Below are 19,651 nucleotides of genomic sequence, written 5' to 3'. Positions count from 1 at the left end.
TCTGGCGACGCTACCGATGTGGAGATGCCAGAACTCGGTGAGTCTGTCACTGAAGGCACCATCACCCAGTGGCTGAAGTCCGTCGGCGACACCGTCGAAGTAGATGAGCCACTGCTTGAGGTCTCCACCGACAAGGTCGATACCGAGATCCCATCCCCAGTCGCAGGCACCCTGGTAGAAATCCTCGCTGACGAAGATGACACCATCGACGTCGGAGCAGTCATCGCACGCATCGGCGACGGCAACGCCAAGCCAGCTGCTTCCGAAAAGAAGGAAGAGCCAAAGGAAGAAGCACCGGCCAAGGAAGAAGCTCCTAAGGAAGAGCCTAAGAAGGAGGAGCCAAAGCAAGAGGCACCTAAGGCTGAACCTAAGAAGGAAGAAGCTGCTCCGAAGGCTTCCGCTAAGGTCAACTCCGGCGACAACATTCCTTATGTCACCCCACTGGTACGCAAGTTGGCTGACAAGCACGGCATCGACCTCAACACCGTTGAAGGAACCGGTGTTGGTGGACGTATCCGTAAGCAGGACGTATTGGCTGCTGCTGAAGGCGGCGCCGAGTCCGGTTCTGCTGCACCAGCTGGTGAGCGCGCTAACTGGTCCACCAAGTCCGTTGACCCTGCTAAGCAGGAACTGATTGGCACCACCGCCAAGGTCAACCGCATCCGTGAAATCACCGCTTCCAAGATGGTGGAATCGCTGCACATCACCGCGCAGCTGACCCACGTCCAGGAAGTAGATATGACGACTGTGGCAGCGCTGCGTAAGAAGGCGAAGCCAGCATTCGTTGATAAGTACGGTGCTAACCTGTCCTTCCTGCCAATCATTGTTAAGGCAACCGTTGAGGCTTTGGTTTCCCACCCGAACGTCAACGCGTCTTACAACCCTGAGACTAAGGAAATGACCTACCACTCTGATGTCAACGTCGCTATCGCAGTTGACACCCCACGTGGTCTGCTCACCCCAGTCATCCACAAGGCTCAGGATCTTTCCTTGCCGGAGATTGCTCAGGCTATCGCTGACTTGGCTGACCGCGCACGCAACAACAAGCTGAAGCCAAATGACCTCACCGGTGCAACCTTCACCGTGACCAACATTGGATCCGAAGGCGCCCTGCTAGATACCCCAGTTCTGGTACCACCACAGGCTGGTATCTTGGGCACCGCTGTGATTGAAAAGCGCCCAGTGGTCATCACCGAAGATGGCCAGGATGCAATTGCCATCCGTCAGATGTGCTACCTGCCATTTACCTACGACCACCAGGTTGTAGATGGTGCAGATGCAGGCCGCTTCATCACCACCATCAAGGACCGTCTTGAAACCGGTAACTTCGAATCTGACTTGGCTCTCTAAGTCCAGTTTCAGAATGTACGGTAGCTTCTAGCCGTTTGAGTTAGAAGCAAAAGCCACCATGTAGAAATTTCTACATGGTGGCTTTGTGGTTTTCTCCTCCCCAGGTTCTCATTTTCGGGGGTATCAAAAACTAACAAATCCGCATTGCAGTCTTCACATTTTCTTCAAAGCTGGCGTTCATGCTGGTTATAACAGCGCTTTCACAGGAGGCATTACAAGCGGTGGCTAGGCGTGGGTAGAAAAGCAATGAAAAGCCGGGGCTAGCCATATAATGAGGAATGTTGACTGCCTTCGTGCGGTCGCTTTAGCAAGCCTGGACAAATGTATCGTTCCTCCAAAGGAGTTTGACACTTATGGATTTCATTGCCCGCCACCTTGGGCCAGATGCCACAGAATCTAAGGACATGCTGGCGCGTGTGGGTTATGACAGCGTAGAAGCGCTTGTCACCTCAGCAATCCCCCAGTCCATTAGCATTACGGATGCGCTTAATATGCCGCAGGCATTGAGTGAGACCGACGCACAAGCCAAGCTTCGCGCTTACGCTGATAAAAATGTCGTGCTGAAGTCTTTCTACGGCCAGGGCTACTCAGACACCATCACCCCTGCTGTTATTCGCCGCGGTTTGGTAGAAGACGCTGGTTGGTACACCGCTTATACCCCTTACCAGCCAGAAATTTCCCAGGGTCGCCTTGAGTCACTACTGAACTTCCAGACCATGGTTCAAGACCTCACCGGCTTGCCTATTGCTAATGCTTCTTTGCTGGATGAGGCATCGGCAGTCGCGGAGGCCGTGGGGTTGATGTCTCGTGCGGTCAAGAAGGGCCGCCGCGTACTGCTGGACGCCCGTTTACACCCACAGGTTCTCACCGTGGCGGCAGAGCGCGCCCGTGCAATCGACCTTGAGGTGGAAATTGCTGACTTGAGCAACGGTGTGGTTGGCGAAGACCTCGTCGGCGCAGTTGTTGCTTACACCGGTACCGAGGGCGATATTTTTGACCCACGTGCTGTCATCGAAGAAATCCATGGCCGCGGCGGACTAGTTTCCGTCGCGGCTGACCTGTTGTCCTTGCTGCTTCTGGAAGGCCCGGGTACATTCGGCGCAGACATTGTCATTGGTTCCTCCCAGCGCTTTGGCGTACCGCTCTTCTTCGGCGGCCCACACGCTGCTTTCATGGCGGTAACTGACAAGCTAAAGCGTCAGATGCCAGGCCGTTTGGTTGGCGTATCGGTTGATTCTGAAGGCCGTCCTGCTTACCGCTTGGCGCTGCAGACTCGTGAACAGCACATCCGCCGTGAACGCGCGACGTCAAATATTTGTACCGCCCAGGCGCTTCTGGCCAACGTGGCTGCCATGTACGCCGTCTACCACGGTCCAGAAGGCTTGAAGGAGATTGCTAATCACGTGCACTCCTTGGCTGCTTCCTTTGCCGCTGCAGTTACCGCTCAGGGTCTGAAGATTACTTCCTCGGAGTTCTTCGACACCGTTACCGTTGCAGGCGTTGATGCCGCATCCGTTAAGTCCAGCTTGGAAAAGGCCGGATACCTGGTGCGCACCATTGGCGAGGATAAGGTTTCTGTCTCCTTCGGTGAGTCCGCAACCCAGGGCGATGTTGCTGTCTTGGCGGATGCCTTTGGTGCCGCTGCAGTAGATAATGCAGATTTCCCACTACCTGAGGCACTCACCCGCACCACCGAGGTGCTCACCCACGAAATCTTTAACTCCATCCACTCCGAAACCCAGATGATGCGCTACCTGCGCAAGCTCGGTGATAAGGATCTGGCGCTAGATCGCACCATGATTCCTTTGGGCTCATGCACGATGAAGCTCAACCCAACCGCGGCCATGGAGCCCATCACCTGGCCAGAGTTCGCCAATGTTCACCCTTACTCCCCTGAATACGCAACCCAGGGCTGGCGTGAGCTCATTGAAGAGTTAGAAGGCTGGTTGGCTGAGCTGACCGGCTACGCCAAGGTTTCTATCCAACCAAACGCTGGTTCCCAGGGCGAGCTAGCTGGCCTTTTGGCTATCCGCCGCTACCACGTCGCAAATGGTGACACCAACCGCGATATCGTGTTGATTCCTGCGTCCGCGCACGGCACCAACGCTGCTTCCGCGACGCTGGCTAACCTGCGCGTCGTTGTGGTCAAGACTGCGGAAGACGGCTCCATCGATCTAGAAGATCTCGATGCCAAGATCGCCAAGCATGGTGAGAACATGGCCGGCATCATGATCACCTACCCATCCACTCACGGCGTCTTTGACCCGGAGGTGCGCGAAGTCTGCGACAAGATCCATGCCGCTGGCGGCCAGGTCTACATTGATGGCGCAAACATGAATGCTTTGACTGGTTGGGCTCAGCCGGGCAAGTTCGGCGGCGATGTCTCGCACCTGAACCTGCACAAGACTTTCACCATTCCTCACGGCGGTGGCGGTCCAGGTGTTGGACCAATTGGTGTCGCTGAACACCTCATTCCATTCCTGCCAACGGATGCTGCAGCTGATGAGCTGGATCCTGCTAATCCAACGCCAGTAGAGCAAGGCGTTCCAATTACTGCTTCGCAGTTTGGTTCGGCCGGTGTTCTGCCAATTACCTGGGCATACATCGCCATGACCGGTGGCGAGGGTCTAACCTCCGCTACTGCACACGCCATCTTGGGTGCTAACTACCTGGCACGTGAGCTCTCCGATTCCTTCCCGATTCTGTTCACCGGTAATGAAGGTCTTGTTGCACACGAGTGCATTTTGGATCTGCGCGCGCTTACCGATGCCTCAGGCGTTACTGCAGCAGACGTTGCCAAGCGTTTGATCGACTTTGGTTTCCACGCTCCTACCCTGGCATTCCCAGTGGCTGGCACCTTGATGGTGGAGCCTACTGAATCCGAGGATATTGCTGAACTGGATCGCTTCATTGAAGCAATGCGCACCATCCGTGCGGAGATTCAGGAAATCATCGATGGCAAGATCGCATATGAAGATTCGGTCATCCACCACGCGCCTTACACCGCACTGTCAGTCTCAAGCGATGATTGGGAGTACTCCTTTAGCCGTGAAAAGGCTGCATGGCCAGTTCCTTCACTGCGTTTGAACAAGTACTTCCCACCGGTTCGCCGCCTGGATGAAGCATACGGCGACCGCAACTTGGTGTGCTCCTGCCCACCGCCAGAGGCATTCGACTTCGATGCCGACACCGATTCCACCGAGGAGGCTTAAACCAATGTCAGAACTACGCCAGTCCCCACTGTACGCAGAGCACGAAAAGCTCGGCGCATCCTTTACCGCTTTTGGTCCTTGGAATATGCCCTTGAAGTACGGCAAAGAGCTCGATGAGCACCACGCTGTACGCAATGCAGTCGGTATGTTTGACCTCTCGCACATGGGTGAGATTTGGGTTAACGGTCCAGACGCAGCAGCATTTTTGTCCTATGCTCTGATCTCCAACATGGAGACCGTGAAAAATGGCAAGGCGAAGTACTCCATGATTGTCGCTGAAGACGGCGGCATCATCGATGACCTTATTTCCTACCGTTTCTCCGATACCAAGTTCTTGGTAGTGCCAAACGCTGGCAACACTGATGTGGTCTGGGAAGCTTTTAATCAGCGCACTAAAGGCTTCGACGTAGAACTCAACAATGAGTCCTTGGATGTTGCGATGATTGCCCTGCAGGGTCCTAATGCAGCCAAGGTTCTAGTCGAACAGGTTGCTGAAGAATCGAAGGAAGAAGTAGAAAACCTTCCTTACTATGCCGCAACCATGGCCAAAGTCGCAGACGTTGACACCATCGTCGCGCGCACCGGCTACACCGGCGAAGACGGCTTCGAGCTGATGATCTACAACGCCGATGCGACCAAGCTCTGGCAGCTTTTCATCGACCAAGATGGTGTTACACCATGTGGTTTGGCTTCACGCGATTCCTTGCGCTTGGAAGCTGGCATGCCTTTGTACGGCAATGAGCTCTCCCGCGATATCACTCCTGTCGAAGCAGGCATGGGCGTGGCGTTTAAGAAGAAGACCGCTGACTTCGTCGGCGCAGAGGTTCTACGCCAGCGCTTGGAAGAAGGCCCTAAGCAAGTTATCACGGCTTTGACCTCCTCTGAGCGCCGTGCAGCGCGCACTGGTGCAGAAATCTATGCCGGCGAGCAGTTGGTAGGCACCGTAACTTCGGGTCAGCCATCGCCGACGCTGGGACACCCTATTGCCCTGGCACTGGTAGATACTGCCGCAAACCTCGAAGAAGGCGCAGAAGTAGAAGTGGATATTCGCGGCAAGCGTTACCCCTTCACCGTTACCAAGACGCCTTTCTATAGCCGCGAGAAGTAATACCCGCAGCTAGCTTTCGCACTCCACGAGCGTCCCGCTTTCATCACCGATTGCGGCCATGTTTGTGGAGTGCGTTTGTTTTCACACCTCAAAGCACCCACAGGGCATCAAACTTTCGCTAGGCTGGACATCAAACCTTAGTTGAGGTTTAGAAGTTTCTAGGACGTCGAAAAGTCGCACTAAGGAGCGCGTCTATGTCTGTAATCAAAATTAACGCCATTGAAGTCCCTGAAGGACAAGGCCCAGAACTCGAAGCCCGCTTTGCTGCGCGCAAGCACTCGGTAGATAACGCACCAGGTTTTAAGGGTTTCCAGATGCTACGCCCTACCAAAGGTGAAGATCGCTACTTCATCGTCACCGAATGGGAAACCGAAGAAGACTTTCAGCAGTGGAGCTCTCAGCGCCAGCCTTCCCACGTCTCTACCGGACGTCAGCCAGTAGCAACCGGTGCAACTTTGCTGGAATTCGAAATCGTTAACCTCGATGAGGTCGAGCCAGCACCACCAGTCCAGTAGGGCTTCACTAAGCCTTGGCATGTTAAGCTCCCAACCCACCCACCCCACATAGGTGACACGTCAACTCTAATTCGGGTAAGCTGGGAGCTATGAATTTCCATGCAACTGTCGCCGTGATTGGCGCCGGTCAGGCCGGTCTTTCAGCCGCATATCACCTAGCCCGCCGTGGTTTTATCAGCGCGCTCGATAATCCTTCCGCCTTCCAAGGCAGTCAAGAGTCCTCCCTGGGCACCTTTATCGTCTTCGATGCAGAAGAATCCGCCGGCGGCGCCTGGCGCCACCGGCAAGAATCACTGACCATGGCAACCGTCAATGGGATTTTTGATTTACCCGGCATGGAACAATCCGATATCAAGAAAACTACGCCCGCGCGTGAGGCAGTCCCGAACTACTTCTCGGACTATGAAGCCAAGATGGACTTGCCCATCATTCGCCCAGTTTCGGTCGCTAGCGTTAATGAGGCTGGGAGTGGCTATCGCATCAAACTAGCGGAACAATCCCCCGGCGCTGGTACAAATTCTCCTTATGCTGGCTCCACATGGCAGGTTGACGCTGTCATCAACGCGACGGGAACGTGGAATAACCCGAATCAGCCGCAGTACCCGGGCATTGAGAAATTCCAAGGCCGCCAATTACATTCCAAGGACTATGTCCGCATGGAAGATTTCACCGGCCAGCGCGTGGCAGTAGTCGGCGGTGGAATCTCCGCGGTGCAGCAACTAGCTGAAATCTCCGATGTCGCGAAACAAACTTATTGGTACACCCGCACCAAGCCTTTCTTCCGGGCATCGTTTACCGCTGAGGAAGGCGGAAGACAGACCATCGACAAGGTAACCAAGCACACCGAGGCAGGAAACGCACCGCGCTCCATTGTTTCTTATACCGGCTTAATCTTTAACCAAGATGCGAAAAGAGCACACGCTAACGGCGCATTGAATCGCCGGCCGATATTCCAGGGCTTGTACGAAAACGGCATTATCGAAGCAGATGGCACCAAAGTTGAAGTAGACACCATCATTTGGGCGATTGGCTTTCGTCCCAGCTTGGCGCACTTGGACCCGCTGAACCTTTATAACGAGAAGGGCGGGATCAACATTGAGGGCACGCAGGTAAAGGGAAAGAAGAATCTTCACCTCATTGGCTATGGCCCTTCCCAATCCACAGTAGGAGCTAACCGGGCAGGTCGCGATGCCGTCATTAGCATTACCCGCGATCTGAAATCTGGCACCTAGGCACTGCTCAATGTCCGATGGGGGCAAATTTTTAACCCCCGAAGGGGCAATACCAACGTGCGATAGTGGCATGAAAAGTGCTTCGCTGCGCTAAAGTAAAAGCGATACTTCAACCCATGCACCTATTCGCTGCATTCCCGGCGGATCAGGCACGTCAATGAAAGGATAGTTCCTATGGCTAACCTACCTGCAGAATTTACTTACTCCGAAGACCACGAGTGGATTAACGCCGCTCAGGACGCAATCGTTGGCAATACTGTTCGCATCGGCATTACCTCTGTTGCCGCAGACCGTCTTGGCGAGGTTGTCTTCGCTGAGCTTCCAGCAGTTGGCGATAGCGTCACTGCAGGTGAGACCTGTGGTGAGGTTGAATCCACCAAGTCCGTTTCTGACCTATACAGCCCTGTCACCGGCACCGTGACCGCTGTGAACGAGGCAGTGCATGATGATTATGAAATCATCAACAACGATCCTTTCGGTGAAGGTTGGCTATTTGAGGTCGAGGTTGAAGAACTCGGCGAGGTTATGACCGCTGATGAATACGCAGCAGAAAACGGCATCTAAGCCTTTTTACATTTCGCACCTTTAAGCGCGGAGCAGTTTGCCCCAAGTACTACACTGGGAAAACATGACTGCTCCGCGTGACCCGTTTTTCCCCGCTGATCGATCTATTCGCGCTTCTACTGCCCCGGTAGAGGTGAGACGTTTAGGCCGTATGGATTATCAAGAAGCCTGGGACTATCAAGCAGAAGTAGCAGCACAGCGCGCACGTGATGAAGTTGCAGACACGTTGCTGGTCGTTGAGCACCCCGCTGTGTATACGGCGGGCAAGCGCACGCAGCCCGAAGATATGCCCACCAACGGTCTTCCGGTTATCAATGTTGATCGTGGCGGCCGGATTACCTGGCATGGAGAGGGCCAGTTGGTGGTCTACCCGATTATCAAGTTGGCAGAGCCTGTCGATGTCGTCGATTATGTCCGCCGCCTAGAAGAAGCTGTTATTCATACCGTTCGAGAAATGGGGGTAACAACAGCTGGGCGTATCGATGGCCGCTCGGGTGTATGGGTGCCATCGACTACCACTGCAAAAGACCCCGCAGCATCACACCGCGACCGCAAGATTGCGGCCTTAGGCATTCGCATTACGCGTGGGGTCACCATGCATGGCCTGGCGCTCAATTGCGACAATATCTTGGACTACTACGAGCACATTATTGCCTGCGGTATTGATGATGCCGATATCACCACCCTGGCGCTAGAGCTGGGCCGCGATGTCACCGTAGATGATGCGGTTGAGCCCTTGCTCATTGCGCTTGACGATACCTTGGCCGGCCGCATGGTTGTCGCCGACCACACTTTCGCCTCTGCCCCAGACCCCATCAAATTAGCTAATGAGAAAGCGCGCCAAGCACGCGCGCAGTCTTCCTTGGCTGATCACGCTGGTTCTTAAGTCTGCCCCTATTCGGGTAGCGATGTCCGTTTTCGGAATATTTCAGCAACCGGTGGGATTGAAGGAATTAAGGCCTTAAGCGCACCCATCAACGGGGTCAAAAATACAAGGTCAGTATCGTAATTAGTTGAATTTAAAATCGCACAACACGTAGGGTGGAATTTGTGACTATTAAGCCTGAAGGACGCAAGATGCTCCGCATTGAAAAGAAGAATGCGGAGTCACCCATTGAGCAGAAGCCGAGGTGGATCCGTAACCAGGTCCGCACCGGCCCTGGTTATGAGGACATGAAAAAGCGTGTTGCTGGCGCTGGCCTGCACACTGTCTGCCAGGAGGCAGGCTGTCCTAATATCCACGAATGCTGGGAGTCCCGAGAAGCTACCTTCCTCATCGGCGGTGACCGTTGCACTCGCCGTTGTGACTTCTGCGACATTGCCACTGGTAAGCCACAGGCATTGGACACCGATGAGCCACGTCGCGTTGCAGAAAACATCCAAGAGATGAATCTGAACTACGCCACCATCACCGGTGTTACTCGCGATGACCTTCCAGATGAGGGTGCATGGCTTTATGCTGAAGTGGTTCGCAAGATCCACGAGAAGAACCCTCACACGGGTGTAGAAAACCTCACCCCTGACTTCTCCGGCAAGCCAGACTTGCTGCAGGAAGTCTTCGAGGCTCGCCCTGAGGTCTTCGCTCACAACTTGGAAACCGTTCCTCGTATTTTCAAGCGCATCCGCCCAGCATTCCGCTATGAGCGTTCTTTGGATGTTTTGCAGCAGGCACACGACTTCGGCCTGATCACCAAGTCCAACCTGATCTTGGGCATGGGTGAGACTGAGGAAGAGATTCAAGAAGCTCTGCGCGATATGCGCTCTGTGGGCACTGACATCATCACCATTACGCAGTACCTGCGTCCAGGTCCTCGTTTCCACCCAATTGAGCGTTGGGTTCGCCCAGAGGAGTTCATTGCGCACTCCAAGTACGCCAAGGAATTGGGCTTTACCGTTATGTCTGGTCCTTTGGTGCGTTCTTCTTACCGCGCGGGCAAGCTTTACACCCAGGCGATGAAGGCGCGTGGCTGGGAGCTGCCAGAAAACCTCAAGCACCTAGAAGAAACTTCTGATGGCGCAACCGCTCAGGAAGCATCATCCTTGCTGAAGAAGTACGGCCCTTCGGAAGAAACGCCAGTTACTTCCCGCTTGGCAAAGACCCCAGTGGGTGCAGATAAATTTACTGCTAGCATCCGCTAAGCAATAGAAGAAGATCTGCGGTGTTCGCCGCCTGTTTATAGAATGGGTGGTTGGTCGCCGCAGATTTTTTGTTTTCCACCCTCCACCACCCTAAAGTAGGAACTATGGCACAAGGTCAAGATAAAGCAGCGTTGAAGGCTGCAAAGAAGGAAGAGCGCGTGGCAAAGCGCGCTAAGCGCAAGGAAACCCGCGGTCAAATGTGGCAAGCCTTCCAGATGCAGCGCAAGCAGGATAAGGCACTTATCCCACTGATGTTGCTGTCCATCTTGGGCATGGGCTTGCTGTTTTTCCTCATTGGTCTGTTATTCAACGGCCAATGGTTCATGTTGATTTTGGGCCTGGGCGTTGGCTTCCTTATCGCCATGATTATTTTTACTCGCCGCCTCGAACGCGATATGTACAAGCGCGTCGAAGATCAACCTGGCGTTGCCGGTTGGGCTTTGGATAATCAGCTGAAGAATTCCGTGGGTATGGCATGGAAGGTCGAGCAAGGTATTGCTATGACCCGCCAGCAGGACATCATCCACCGCGTTATCGGTAACCCTGGCGTGGTCTTTGTAGCCGAGGGCAACAAGAACCGTCTGAAGCCTACGATGACTCAGCTCAAGCGCCGTGTTGATAAGCTCGCTGGCGGCGTTCCTATCTATGAGGTCTACGTTGGCGATGGCGAGGATGAAGTTCCAGTAGGCAAGCTACGCAACCACTTGATTCGTCTTCCTCGTAACTACAACAAAAATGAGGTTTACGCTGTAGCCCGCAAGATTGAGGCTATGGACGCTACCCCGGGCCAGGTCGCAGGTATGCCGAAGGGCCCAATGCCCCGCCAGGCGCAGAATATGGCTGGCATGAACCGTCGTATGCGTCGCGCTCAAGAGCGCAAAGGCAAGTAATACCGGTTAGAGTAATGCTGGTTAGTTAGCTAACCAGCAGGTAGCTGCAGATAAAACATTAAAAAGCATCCCGCTTCACACTAATGACCTTGTGCAAAACTTCCGCAAGGAAGTTTCTTAGACACAGTGTGTGAAGCGGGATGCTTTTTATCTCTTAATCCCGAATAACGACGGTGCCAGTCGCACGGTCGTGAATCCCGCGGCCATCAGAGTCCACCATGGCTGCTGGGAATAGGCATGCGGTCAGCAGGGTGCGCACAACGCCGCGCCAGATGCCGACGGTGCTTCCTGGAACATCGATACGCGCAACACCCATGCCCAGCATTGCCATGCCGGGGGTACGGGCAAAGAGGATGCCGCAGATGATGCCCATCAAGATCCACAAAATGAAGGTCGCGGTGGATACGCCGCCAAAAATATGGGTGAATTTAGTAAAAATACCGGCGATGAGAAGACACAAAATCCAGTCAATGAATACTCCACCTGCACGTCGGGACACCGAAGCTAACGCACCCGAGCCGGATTCTGGCAGCCCCAAGTTTTCACCTGGGTAGCGCCCTACTGTGTCAAAGTCATTCTCACCTGGGATATTAGGCCCATCCAACCACGTCTTCTTATTCGCCATAGCCACTAATCTACGTGGCTAGGCTTAGAGTTGAAAGTCTGATCAGGTAAGACATGATGTAGACCACTTTTGGCAGGGCAGCGCCAAAAAATCCCGAAATTTTCTGCCGCCGACAGGGCTAAATTCTAGTGTGTGATAGATAATCCGCTAAAATGACCCATAGACATTGTACTTAAGCAATAACGCGCACGTTTTATCACGGTCTACTCGGTGACGCGCGTAGACTTGTGAGGTAGAAAATACCGCACAAATAACCCTTTTAGGAGCAACCATGGCATTTTCCAGCGTCTCGGAGATTGTGAAGTTTATCGCTGATGAAGACGTAAAATTTGTTGACATCCGCTTTACCGACGTCCCGGGCAAAGAACATCACTTCAGCATCCCTGCGTCCGAGTTTGATGAGGACGCCGCTGAAGAAGGAATGGCTTTTGATGGCTCTTCCATTGATGGCTTTACCACCATCGATGAATCTGACATGACCTTGTTCCCGGATCCTAACTCGGCACACATCGATCCTTTCCGTACGGAAAAGACCCTGAACATTAAGTGCTTTGTACATGATCCTTTCACCCATGAGCCTTTCTCCCGCGACCCTCGCAATGTTGCGCGCAAGGCTGAGGAGTACTTGATCTCCACTGGTATCGCAGATACCTGTCAGTTCGGTGCGGAAGCAGAGTTCTACCTCTTTGACTCCGTCAAGTACCAGGCTGATGCGCACCAGGCTTTCTACCACGTTGATTCCAACGAGGGCTGGTGGAACCGCGGTAAGGACACCAACCTTGATGGCACCCCGAACTTCGGTTACAAGAACCGCGAAAAAGGCGGCTACTTCCCTACCCCTCCTTATGACCAGACCGTTGAAGTTCGCGATGCCATGGTCGGTGCTTTGCAAGAAGTCGGTTTCCAGATTGAGCGCTTCCACCGCGAGGTCGGCTCCGGCGGACAGCAAGAAATCAACTACCGCTTCAACACCATGCTGCATGCGGCCGATGACATTCAGACTTTCAAGTACGTCATCAAAAACACCGCGGTAGCTTTCAACAAGACCGCAACCTTCATGCCCAAGCCACTCGCGGGCGATAATGGCTCCGGTATGCACGCACACCAGTCTTTGTGGAAGGACGGCAAGCCACTCTTCCACGACGAGGCCGGCTACGCAGGACTGTCCGATATCGCGCGCTACTACATCGGCGGCCTGTTGCACCACGCCGGGGCGGTCTTGGCATTCTCCAACCCAACCCTGAACTCTTACCACCGCCTAGTCAAGGGCTTCGAGGCACCAATCAACTTGGTCTACTCTCAGCGCAACCGTTCCGCTGCGGTACGTATCCCAATTACTGGCTCTAACCCAAAGGCTAAGCGCATTGAGTTCCGTGCTCCGGACCCATCAGGCAACCCATACTTGGGCTTTGCTGCCATGATGATGGCTGGTATCGACGGCATCAAGAACCGCATCGAACCACATGCTCCAGTCGATAAGGACCTGTACGAGTTGCCACCAGAAGAGGCAGCTTCCATCCCACAGGCACCAACCTCTTTGGAAGCATCCCTAAAGGCACTTTCTGAAGACAATGACTTCCTCACCGAAGGCGATGTCTTTACCGAGGACTTGATTGATACCTACATCAAGTTCAAGTACGAAAACGAGATTGAGCCAACTCGTCTGCGTCCAACCCCACTGGAATTCGAGATGTACTTCGACTGCTAATACCGCCGAGGCAGCTATCCAACTTCTGCCTCCGTAACCAACTAATGCCCACGTGCCTGAGTACAGGTGCGTGGGCATAGCTTGTCGATGCGCACGCCTATAACGCGGAGAATCTACCAACCTCTGTCGCTGGGAGTATGTCCTTTATGCATAGCCCCTATGCCCAAAGTTGATTGCGATGAGAAAACTACCTTTTACAGTGTGAGCTACACAATAGGCAGCACTTATTGAAAGGTAGTTAATAATGTTGGATAGAATTTTAAGCACCCTAGATAAAGTCCCCGGGGCATTGATGATCCTCCCACTGTTCCTTGGAGCATTCGTCAACACCTTCATCCCCGAAGTTTTGGACATCGGTAGCTTCACCACCGCCCTGTTTCGTGATGGCACTGCGGTATTGATCGGACTCTTCTTCTTTTCCGTCGGCTCACAAATTAGCTTTAAGACTGCCGTGCCTTCCTTAGAAAAGGGCGCGGTCATTCTCGTCGCGAAGTTCGGCATTGCGGTTGTTATTGGCCTAGCCGTAGCTTTCCTCACCCCTAATGGCAGCCTATGGGGATTGCTGCCACTGGCCATTATTGCTGCGATGTCCAATTCAAATGGCTCGCTCTTTGTCGCTCTCACACAACAGTTCGGCTCACGTTCTGACCGCGGTTCGATCGCCGTGTTATCAATTAACGATGGGCCCTTTTTGACCATGGTCGCGCTCGGCGCTGCTGGGCTAGCGCAATTCCCAATCTGGGCTTTAGTCGCCGCTATCTTGCCAATGATTTTGGGATTTGTCTTTGGCAACCTCTCCGATAAAGCTCGCGAATTTCTCGCTCCTGGTGAACGCCTGATCATTCCATTCGTTGCCTTTTCTATCGGTGCCGGCATCGACTTCCGCGTTCTGTTGTCCTCCGGCGCGGTTGGCATCTTCCTTGGCTTGGTATCAGTGGCGATGTCAGCAATCGCATGTATTGGAGGTGTCTACCTGTGGCACAAAATTCGCCGGACACCTAAGGGCGCACGTAACTTAGTCTCTGGTGCAGCCGAGTCTGCCGTTGCCGGAAATGCGATCGCTACCCCTGCAGCACTTGCTGCAATTGATCCTTCCTTAGAAGCAATTCAGGCTGCAGCAACAGCGCAGATTGCAGCAGCTGTCGTAGTCACTGCTTTCATCTCGCCGTTTCTCACTGCATACATCCACAAGCGCCAGCTGGCCAAGGGTATCAGCCCAGAAAATGAAGATGCCTACTTTGAAGGAACCCCTGTTGATGAAATTTCTGCTAAGCCAGAGCAGGAATCAACGAACGCAAGTGATTCCGAACCGCGTTCATCACAGGAGTTGTATGCTGCGGATGCCACGCCAGTGCCAAATCTATCGTCGGGGCATCACTAAGAGTTATTTTTCGCAATCCCCACAAGTGCTCCGGTGCTCCCATAACAGGTAAGATAGCCGCCCCGATCCCACCGCGTACCATCGCTAAGATGGTGCCGGTGCCAGAAGACCTCTGCACCGGATTTACCTGTAGGCCTCGTGCAAGTGCATGCTGCGCTATCACTTGTTCAGCAGCTGAGCCTTGAGGAAAAGCTACCAAGTCCAGAGCGAGCGCCTCCGAAAAGGACATCGTTGTCGGTAGTATGCTCCAGGATTTTTCATCTGGAACATATAGGGCAAAGGTTTCTGTCGAGAACCGTTCTAGATGTACGTGCTTAGAGCGAATTGGTGGGCGCAGAATTGCAAGATTGAGTTGGTTTTCAATCAGCTTTTTCTCTAACTCCGGAGTGGTTAGTTCTCCAGCTACTTGTACCTCTAAATCCGGCACAATTTTCCTTAAGCCTGAGACGACATCGGGCATAATTCTATGGGTCGCTGTACCGACAAACCCAATACTTAGAACACCAGAACTACCGCGCGAAAAGGACCGGAAGTCTTTTTCTATCTGGCTTGCTAGCCCCAGTATTGCAGCCGCGAGGTGTCGGAGATGCTCACCTGCCGGGAAAGGGTCGGCTGGGTAATTGATAATTTGACCGCTGCTTCGCTTAAGCTTGCGGCGGAAGAGGCAGCTAAAAAATACTCTAAGTTTCGAAGTTCCACTTGGCTATTTTCACACTTCACCTCAGTGGCTGCATGGAAATCCCAAATAAACTTCGCCCATATTGACTTGTTACCGAACCAACAATCGAAGTATTCAACATGCTCTAGGTGTAGCATCGAGCAATTCGATTGCACTGCGCAAAAGCGCAGAATATGCCACTTTTCCTTACTTCCCTTTGAAGAAAATTTTGGAGTAGGGTGTAAAGAATGACGCAAGCACGACCCCCACATACCTCGACATCGGAAGCAAACACCACTGAATATCCGGCCGGTAAAGATCCGGCTCGCTGGCGTATCCTGCTCATCCTGCTCGTCGCGGTATTCATGTCGTTGATTAGCGTTTCTATCGTTAACGTTGCCCTGCCTTCTATCCAGGCGGGGCTTGATGCTTCTGATTCCGATGTGCAGTGGGTGCTTTCTGGCTATGCGCTGACCTTCGGCGTGGTGCTGGTGGCCGCTGGACGTGCTGGCGACCTAGTGGGGCGCGGTGGCATGTTCGTCATCGGCGTGACCATTTACACCCTCGCCTCAGTGATGGCGGGGTTTGCGCCTTCGGCTGAAGCACTCAACGTTGCTCGCTTTGTTCAGGGCGTTGGCGCGGGTCTATTAAACCCACAGGGTGTGGGCATGATCCAGCAGTACTTCTTAGGCCCAGAACGCGGCCGTGCCTTCGGCTATTTCGGTGCCACCGTAGGCGTTGCCGTGGCAATTGGTCCAGTCTTTGGTGGTTTTCTCATCCAACTAGGCGGGGCTGATCTGGGTTGGCGTCTGACCATGCTGGTCAATGTCCCCATCGGTATGTTGGCCATCGCCTTGGCGTTTATGTGGTTCCCGCGGCCGCTGCTCTCACGCGTGCGTGACATGCGCACGGGAAAGAAGGTCGGCACGTGGAACGCGCTGAAGTCCCTCGACCCGATTGGCGCATTGCTTTTGGGTCTTGCGGTATTCATGGTGCTCTTCCCCTTCGTAGAATCCACCGGTTCCAACTGGAGTTGGGCACTGTTGCCGCTGGGAGTACTCTTTACTGCCTTCTGGGTTGCGTGGGAACGTCGCCATCGCGCACGGGGTAATCAACCGATGGTGGATCTGAAGATCTTCCGTGCTTCAAGCTTTCGCAACGGCACTATTATCGCGACGCTGTGGTTTATGGGCGCAACCAGTATTTGGGTGCTGGTGGCCATGTACTTCCAAAACGGGCTGGGCTATTCGGCACTCATCGCCGGCTGCGTGGGCATTCCTTCAGCGTTGTTGAACTCCGTCTCATCCACGGTGGCTGGCCGCTTGGTATCTAAACATGGGCGCAAGGTGGTTATCGGCGGCATGTTCATTGCTATTTTCGGCCTCATCTCTTCAATCATCCTCATCTGGGCGACTACCCAGTGGGATATCTCCGAATGGTGGCTGGTCCTTACTTTGTCCTTCGCCGGTGCGGGGCAAGGCTCGGTCATCTCCCCTAACCAAACGCTGTCGCTGGCAAGCGTGCCGCAGGAATATGCCGGCTCATCCGGAGCTGTGCTGCAAACCGGTCAGCGCATCGGTACCGCGATTGGCCTAGCTGTGGTCACTGCAGCGGCCTTTGCCACGCTGCGCGGGACCTCAGCAGAGTGGCCACACGCCATCATGGTCGGCTTTGCCATGATTACCACCGTCTGCGTTATTTCACTGGCATTTGGCTTTCTCGACCTGCACCAGTCCAAGACGAAGGCCACCGCCTAATTAGTCCGCGTTTAATTAGCTCCGCGCTAATCGCAGAAGTCTTCGTGCTGAATGTGGTCTTCTGGTTCTAGTTGGATGGTGGAATGTTCAATGCCGAATTCTCGCAGCGTAGCTTGCGCCTGGTCGAGGATTTGATAGTCGTGTTCGGCCACCACTAGGTGCGCGGTGGCAATGGCCTCTACCCCATCGGTGGTCCACACATGCAAGTCATGCACCATCATCACGCTGGGCAGTTTCTGCAGAGCAGCTTCAATGTCATGCAGGTCCAAGTCGCGCGGTACGCGCTCTAGTAAGACCTCGATGGTCTTCCACAACAGCCCCAAAGCGCGCGGCAGAACAAACGCGACGATAGCCAAAGAAGCAATAGTGTCAGCAAAAGTAAAGCCAGTAAAGCGGATAATCAGACCGGCGATAATCACTGCCACTGAACCTAAAAGGTCTGCCAGCACGTGTAAGAATGCACCTTTAACATTCAGGCTGTGCTCTTGCTGCGATGACAGCACCCAGGCGGAAATCGCATTGGCTATAAGGCCAATAAAAGCCACGACCAGCATCATGCCGGTGTCAATTTCATAATCACTGCCCAGGCGGCGAATTGCTTGGACGATGATGAAAATGACCACGAGAGTCACGGCGATGGCATTAAAGAGCGCCGCGAGCACCTCCACGCGCCGATAGCCATAGGTTGCGCGTGACGATGCTTCCTTGCTTCCAATCAGCGCGGCTATTAGCGCGATGATGAGCCCGGCGGCATCGGAAAGCATATGCATGGCGTCAGATAGCAAGGCCAGCGAGCCTGATATCAAACCACCGATTAATTCCGCGAAGAAAATCACGCCTGTGACCACCGATGCGATGGTCAAAGCTTTCAGCGGCGTGTTAACAAAACTATGGTCATGACCGTGGTCGTGAGAAGAAGAGTGCCCAGTAGACATATTTTCAATAGTATCCCGTTATTGAAAACAAGTCGATAGCTAGCAGGACTTTTAAGCGTTGCGCTTGCGATAACCCATGCGCGGACGGAAACCAGCGGGGTGTTTCATCTGCGCGACTGCATCCGCAATCAAGAGGCGGTGCTGGCGGTTAACGCTATCGGGCAGGTGCGCGACGGAGAACCAATCAACTTCAGTATTTTCATCATCGGCTAGGAAAGGCTCGGCATCATCAGGAACCGAAAGGCGCATGGAAGTGTCCATGAACAAGCACTCATCGCCATTATCAAAAGTCGTAGGCCCCACCAGGCCGACGCCTAAGAGTGCTTCGACCTTGGCGTCTAAGCCGACTTCTTCCTTGACCTCGCGCACAGCCGTAATCGCGACCTCTTCACCGGGTTCGCAAATGCCTGTTACCGGAGCCCAATTGCCATTATCAGCCCGGCGCGCGAGCAGTGCCTTAGGTACTTCCCAGATGGAAGCGCCGGCGGGAGCCGGGCGCAGGATAATCATGGTGCAGGACGGCAAGAAGAGCTGTTGGTGGCCAATGTGCTTGCGCAGATTGACGATGTATTCAGGAGTAGACATGTCCTACAGTGTAGCCAGCTGCATGGGGGAATCGAGTAGTTGGTCAAGCACTGCGTGGATATCCAGAATAGAGACAAAAGACAGCTCCATCTCCCCTACATCCGCACAGGTTTGCCCCTCTTCCATGTGCACCGTGGTTCCAGAGACAAGGCCAACGATGATGTCTTGGCCCTCCACCATCGCGTAAACCGGTCCGCCGGAATCCCCATTGCGCGCGCATACTGCAGCACGTGCGGCGGTGGAAGAAATCTCTTCTTCGCCATAGCGCAAAATTGACGACGCGGATTGATGGGTTAAATCCCCACAGGTTTGATAGGTCATCCGCCCCATCTTGCACACGTAGTCCGGAAGCGCTTCTAACCTGCCTGCGATATGGGTATCCATGTCTTGGGGTGCGTAGACATTGGCAAGATTGCCGTTAAGTTCAATAAGCCCAATATCAAGGTTCTTCGCGCCATCTGAATACAAGCTGGAGTAGATAAAAGTCCCGATGGGTTCCGCTGGGTAGCCAAAGGTGTTATCTGGAGTTCCTGCCCACACCAAGTTTCCTTCTTGGCCACAGTGTGAGGCAGTAACCGCAAAGGAACGGCCGTCCTCGGTGCTAAAAGAATAAGCCACGGTGCAATAGCTGAAGTTAAAATACTGCCCCGGCTGTGGATAGCCCGCGGAAATATCAATCGCGGTTCCTGGGGCAAGTGGGGAATATTCAGGGGTCAGGGTGGCATCGGCAAGCTCTATTGGCTCCCTTGGCACCTGCAGCTCTTCTTCGCTGGCAGCGTCTGCAACCGGTGAATCTTCCGCGATCTCTTCACCTGTGTCATTGGTGGCAACATCAGCGGGCGGTTGGATGGGATCAGCAAACGGCGCCGAGCATGCCACCAGCCCTGCTGCTATGAGCAGGCTAGTGAGAGCAACTGCGAAGATTTGCAGTGCTTTTAATGCTCGGCGCCATATCACACAACTCATAGTACTCGGGGCTTATCCCCTTGGGC

At 53.9% G+C, this 19,651-nt stretch carries 18 protein-coding genes; 12 read left to right on the top strand and 6 right to left on the bottom strand.

Going from position 1 to position 19,651, the window contains the following annotated elements; translation table 11 throughout:
• The 9 genes from sucB to C5Y44_RS12935 all read left to right on the top strand — a co-directional run.
• A partial coding sequence (gene sucB, locus C5Y44_RS12975) for a 2-oxoglutarate dehydrogenase, E2 component, dihydrolipoamide succinyltransferase (RefSeq protein WP_105325318.1) occupies positions 1-1,350 on the top strand: 1,350 nt, incomplete at its 5' end.
• A gap of 353 nt (positions 1,351-1,703) precedes the next feature.
• Positions 1,704-4,562 carry an aminomethyl-transferring glycine dehydrogenase gene (gene gcvP, locus C5Y44_RS12970; protein ID WP_105325315.1) on the top strand — a complete coding sequence of 953 codons (2,859 nt, stop codon included), beginning with the start codon at positions 1,704-1,706 and terminating at the stop codon, positions 4,560-4,562.
• A 4-nt stretch (positions 4,563-4,566) separates the two neighbouring features.
• Positions 4,567-5,670: a glycine cleavage system aminomethyltransferase GcvT gene (gene gcvT, locus C5Y44_RS12965; RefSeq protein ID WP_105325314.1), complete on the top strand. Its 1,104-nt coding sequence runs from the start codon at positions 4,567-4,569 to the stop codon at positions 5,668-5,670.
• A 194-nt stretch (positions 5,671-5,864) separates the two neighbouring features.
• Positions 5,865-6,185 carry an antibiotic biosynthesis monooxygenase gene (locus tag C5Y44_RS12960; protein ID WP_066838107.1) on the top strand — a complete coding sequence of 107 codons (321 nt, stop codon included), beginning with the start codon at positions 5,865-5,867 and terminating at the stop codon, positions 6,183-6,185.
• An 89-nt stretch (positions 6,186-6,274) separates the two neighbouring features.
• Complete coding sequence (locus tag C5Y44_RS12955; RefSeq protein ID WP_105325313.1) at positions 6,275-7,417, top strand: FAD-dependent oxidoreductase; 1,143 nt, start codon at positions 6,275-6,277, stop codon at positions 7,415-7,417.
• 174 nt (positions 7,418-7,591) lie between these two features.
• Positions 7,592-7,981, top strand: coding sequence for a glycine cleavage system protein GcvH (gene gcvH, locus C5Y44_RS12950; protein ID WP_105325312.1), 390 nt, complete (start codon positions 7,592-7,594; stop codon positions 7,979-7,981).
• A 64-nt stretch (positions 7,982-8,045) separates the two neighbouring features.
• On the top strand, positions 8,046-8,867 hold the full coding sequence (gene lipB, locus C5Y44_RS12945; RefSeq protein WP_105325311.1) for a lipoyl(octanoyl) transferase LipB: 822 nt from the start codon (positions 8,046-8,048) through the stop codon (positions 8,865-8,867).
• A gap of 191 nt (positions 8,868-9,058) precedes the next feature.
• Positions 9,059-10,120 carry a lipoyl synthase gene (gene lipA / locus C5Y44_RS12940; RefSeq protein ID WP_105325317.1) on the top strand — a complete coding sequence of 354 codons (1,062 nt, stop codon included), beginning with the start codon at positions 9,059-9,061 and terminating at the stop codon, positions 10,118-10,120.
• A gap of 104 nt (positions 10,121-10,224) precedes the next feature.
• Positions 10,225-11,010, top strand: a complete 786-nt coding sequence (locus tag C5Y44_RS12935) for a DUF4191 domain-containing protein (RefSeq protein WP_105325310.1) — start codon at positions 10,225-10,227, stop codon at positions 11,008-11,010.
• A gap of 154 nt (positions 11,011-11,164) precedes the next feature.
• Here the strand turns inward: C5Y44_RS12935 and C5Y44_RS12930 are convergent, their stop codons facing one another.
• Positions 11,165-11,635 (bottom strand): RDD family protein, encoded by a 471-nt coding sequence (locus C5Y44_RS12930; RefSeq protein ID WP_105325309.1) that lies wholly within the window; start codon positions 11,633-11,635, stop codon positions 11,165-11,167.
• Between the two features lie 271 nt (positions 11,636-11,906).
• On the opposite strand from C5Y44_RS12930, the gene glnA reads away from it, so the two are divergent.
• Together glnA and C5Y44_RS12920 are read left to right on the top strand one after the other, a co-directional pair.
• Positions 11,907-13,343, top strand: a complete 1,437-nt coding sequence (gene glnA, locus C5Y44_RS12925; RefSeq protein WP_105325308.1) for a type I glutamate--ammonia ligase — start codon at positions 11,907-11,909, stop codon at positions 13,341-13,343.
• A gap of 244 nt (positions 13,344-13,587) precedes the next feature.
• Positions 13,588-14,724, top strand: coding sequence for a 2-keto-3-deoxygluconate permease (locus C5Y44_RS12920; protein WP_105325307.1), 1,137 nt, complete (start codon positions 13,588-13,590; stop codon positions 14,722-14,724).
• Here C5Y44_RS12920 and C5Y44_RS13640 read toward each other — a convergent pair.
• Complete coding sequence (locus tag C5Y44_RS13640) at positions 14,612-15,184, bottom strand: LysR family transcriptional regulator substrate-binding protein (protein WP_369831098.1); 573 nt, start codon at positions 15,182-15,184, stop codon at positions 14,612-14,614. The two genes, C5Y44_RS12920 and C5Y44_RS13640, sit on opposite strands and share 113 nt — an antisense overlap.
• A gap of 92 nt (positions 15,185-15,276) precedes the next feature.
• Positions 15,277-15,540 (bottom strand): LysR family transcriptional regulator, encoded by a 264-nt coding sequence (locus tag C5Y44_RS13635; protein WP_369831099.1) that lies wholly within the window; start codon positions 15,538-15,540, stop codon positions 15,277-15,279.
• A gap of 90 nt (positions 15,541-15,630) precedes the next feature.
• On the opposite strand from C5Y44_RS13635, the gene C5Y44_RS12905 reads away from it, so the two are divergent.
• Positions 15,631-17,139 (top strand): MFS transporter, encoded by a 1,509-nt coding sequence (locus tag C5Y44_RS12905; RefSeq protein WP_105325304.1) that lies wholly within the window; start codon positions 15,631-15,633, stop codon positions 17,137-17,139.
• Positions 17,140-17,165: 26 nt separating this feature from the next.
• Here C5Y44_RS12905 and C5Y44_RS12900 read toward each other — a convergent pair whose 3' ends face one another.
• Genes C5Y44_RS12900 through C5Y44_RS12890 form a run of 3 tightly spaced genes read right to left on the bottom strand, consistent with a single transcriptional unit; the run spans position 17,166 to position 19,616 of the window.
• The gene (locus C5Y44_RS12900; protein ID WP_105325303.1) at positions 17,166-18,074 is read right to left on the bottom strand and encodes a cation diffusion facilitator family transporter; all 909 of its coding nucleotides are present in this window, start codon (positions 18,072-18,074) and stop codon (positions 17,166-17,168) included.
• A 51-nt stretch (positions 18,075-18,125) separates the two neighbouring features.
• A complete protein-coding gene (locus C5Y44_RS12895; RefSeq protein WP_105325302.1) occupies positions 18,126-18,659 on the bottom strand; it encodes an NUDIX domain-containing protein in 534 nt (177 codons plus the stop codon).
• A 3-nt stretch (positions 18,660-18,662) separates the two neighbouring features.
• A complete protein-coding gene (locus tag C5Y44_RS12890; protein ID WP_233189988.1) occupies positions 18,663-19,616 on the bottom strand; it encodes a trypsin-like serine protease in 954 nt (317 codons plus the stop codon).
• Between the last annotated feature and the right edge of the window lie 35 nt (positions 19,617-19,651).

The organism is Corynebacterium sp. J010B-136 (genome assembly GCF_002967075.1).
Lineage (GTDB): Bacteria > Actinomycetota > Actinomycetes > Mycobacteriales > Mycobacteriaceae > Corynebacterium.
Note: the sequence above shows the minus strand (reverse complement) of the source record. Positions and strands in the feature narration are given on the sequence as shown.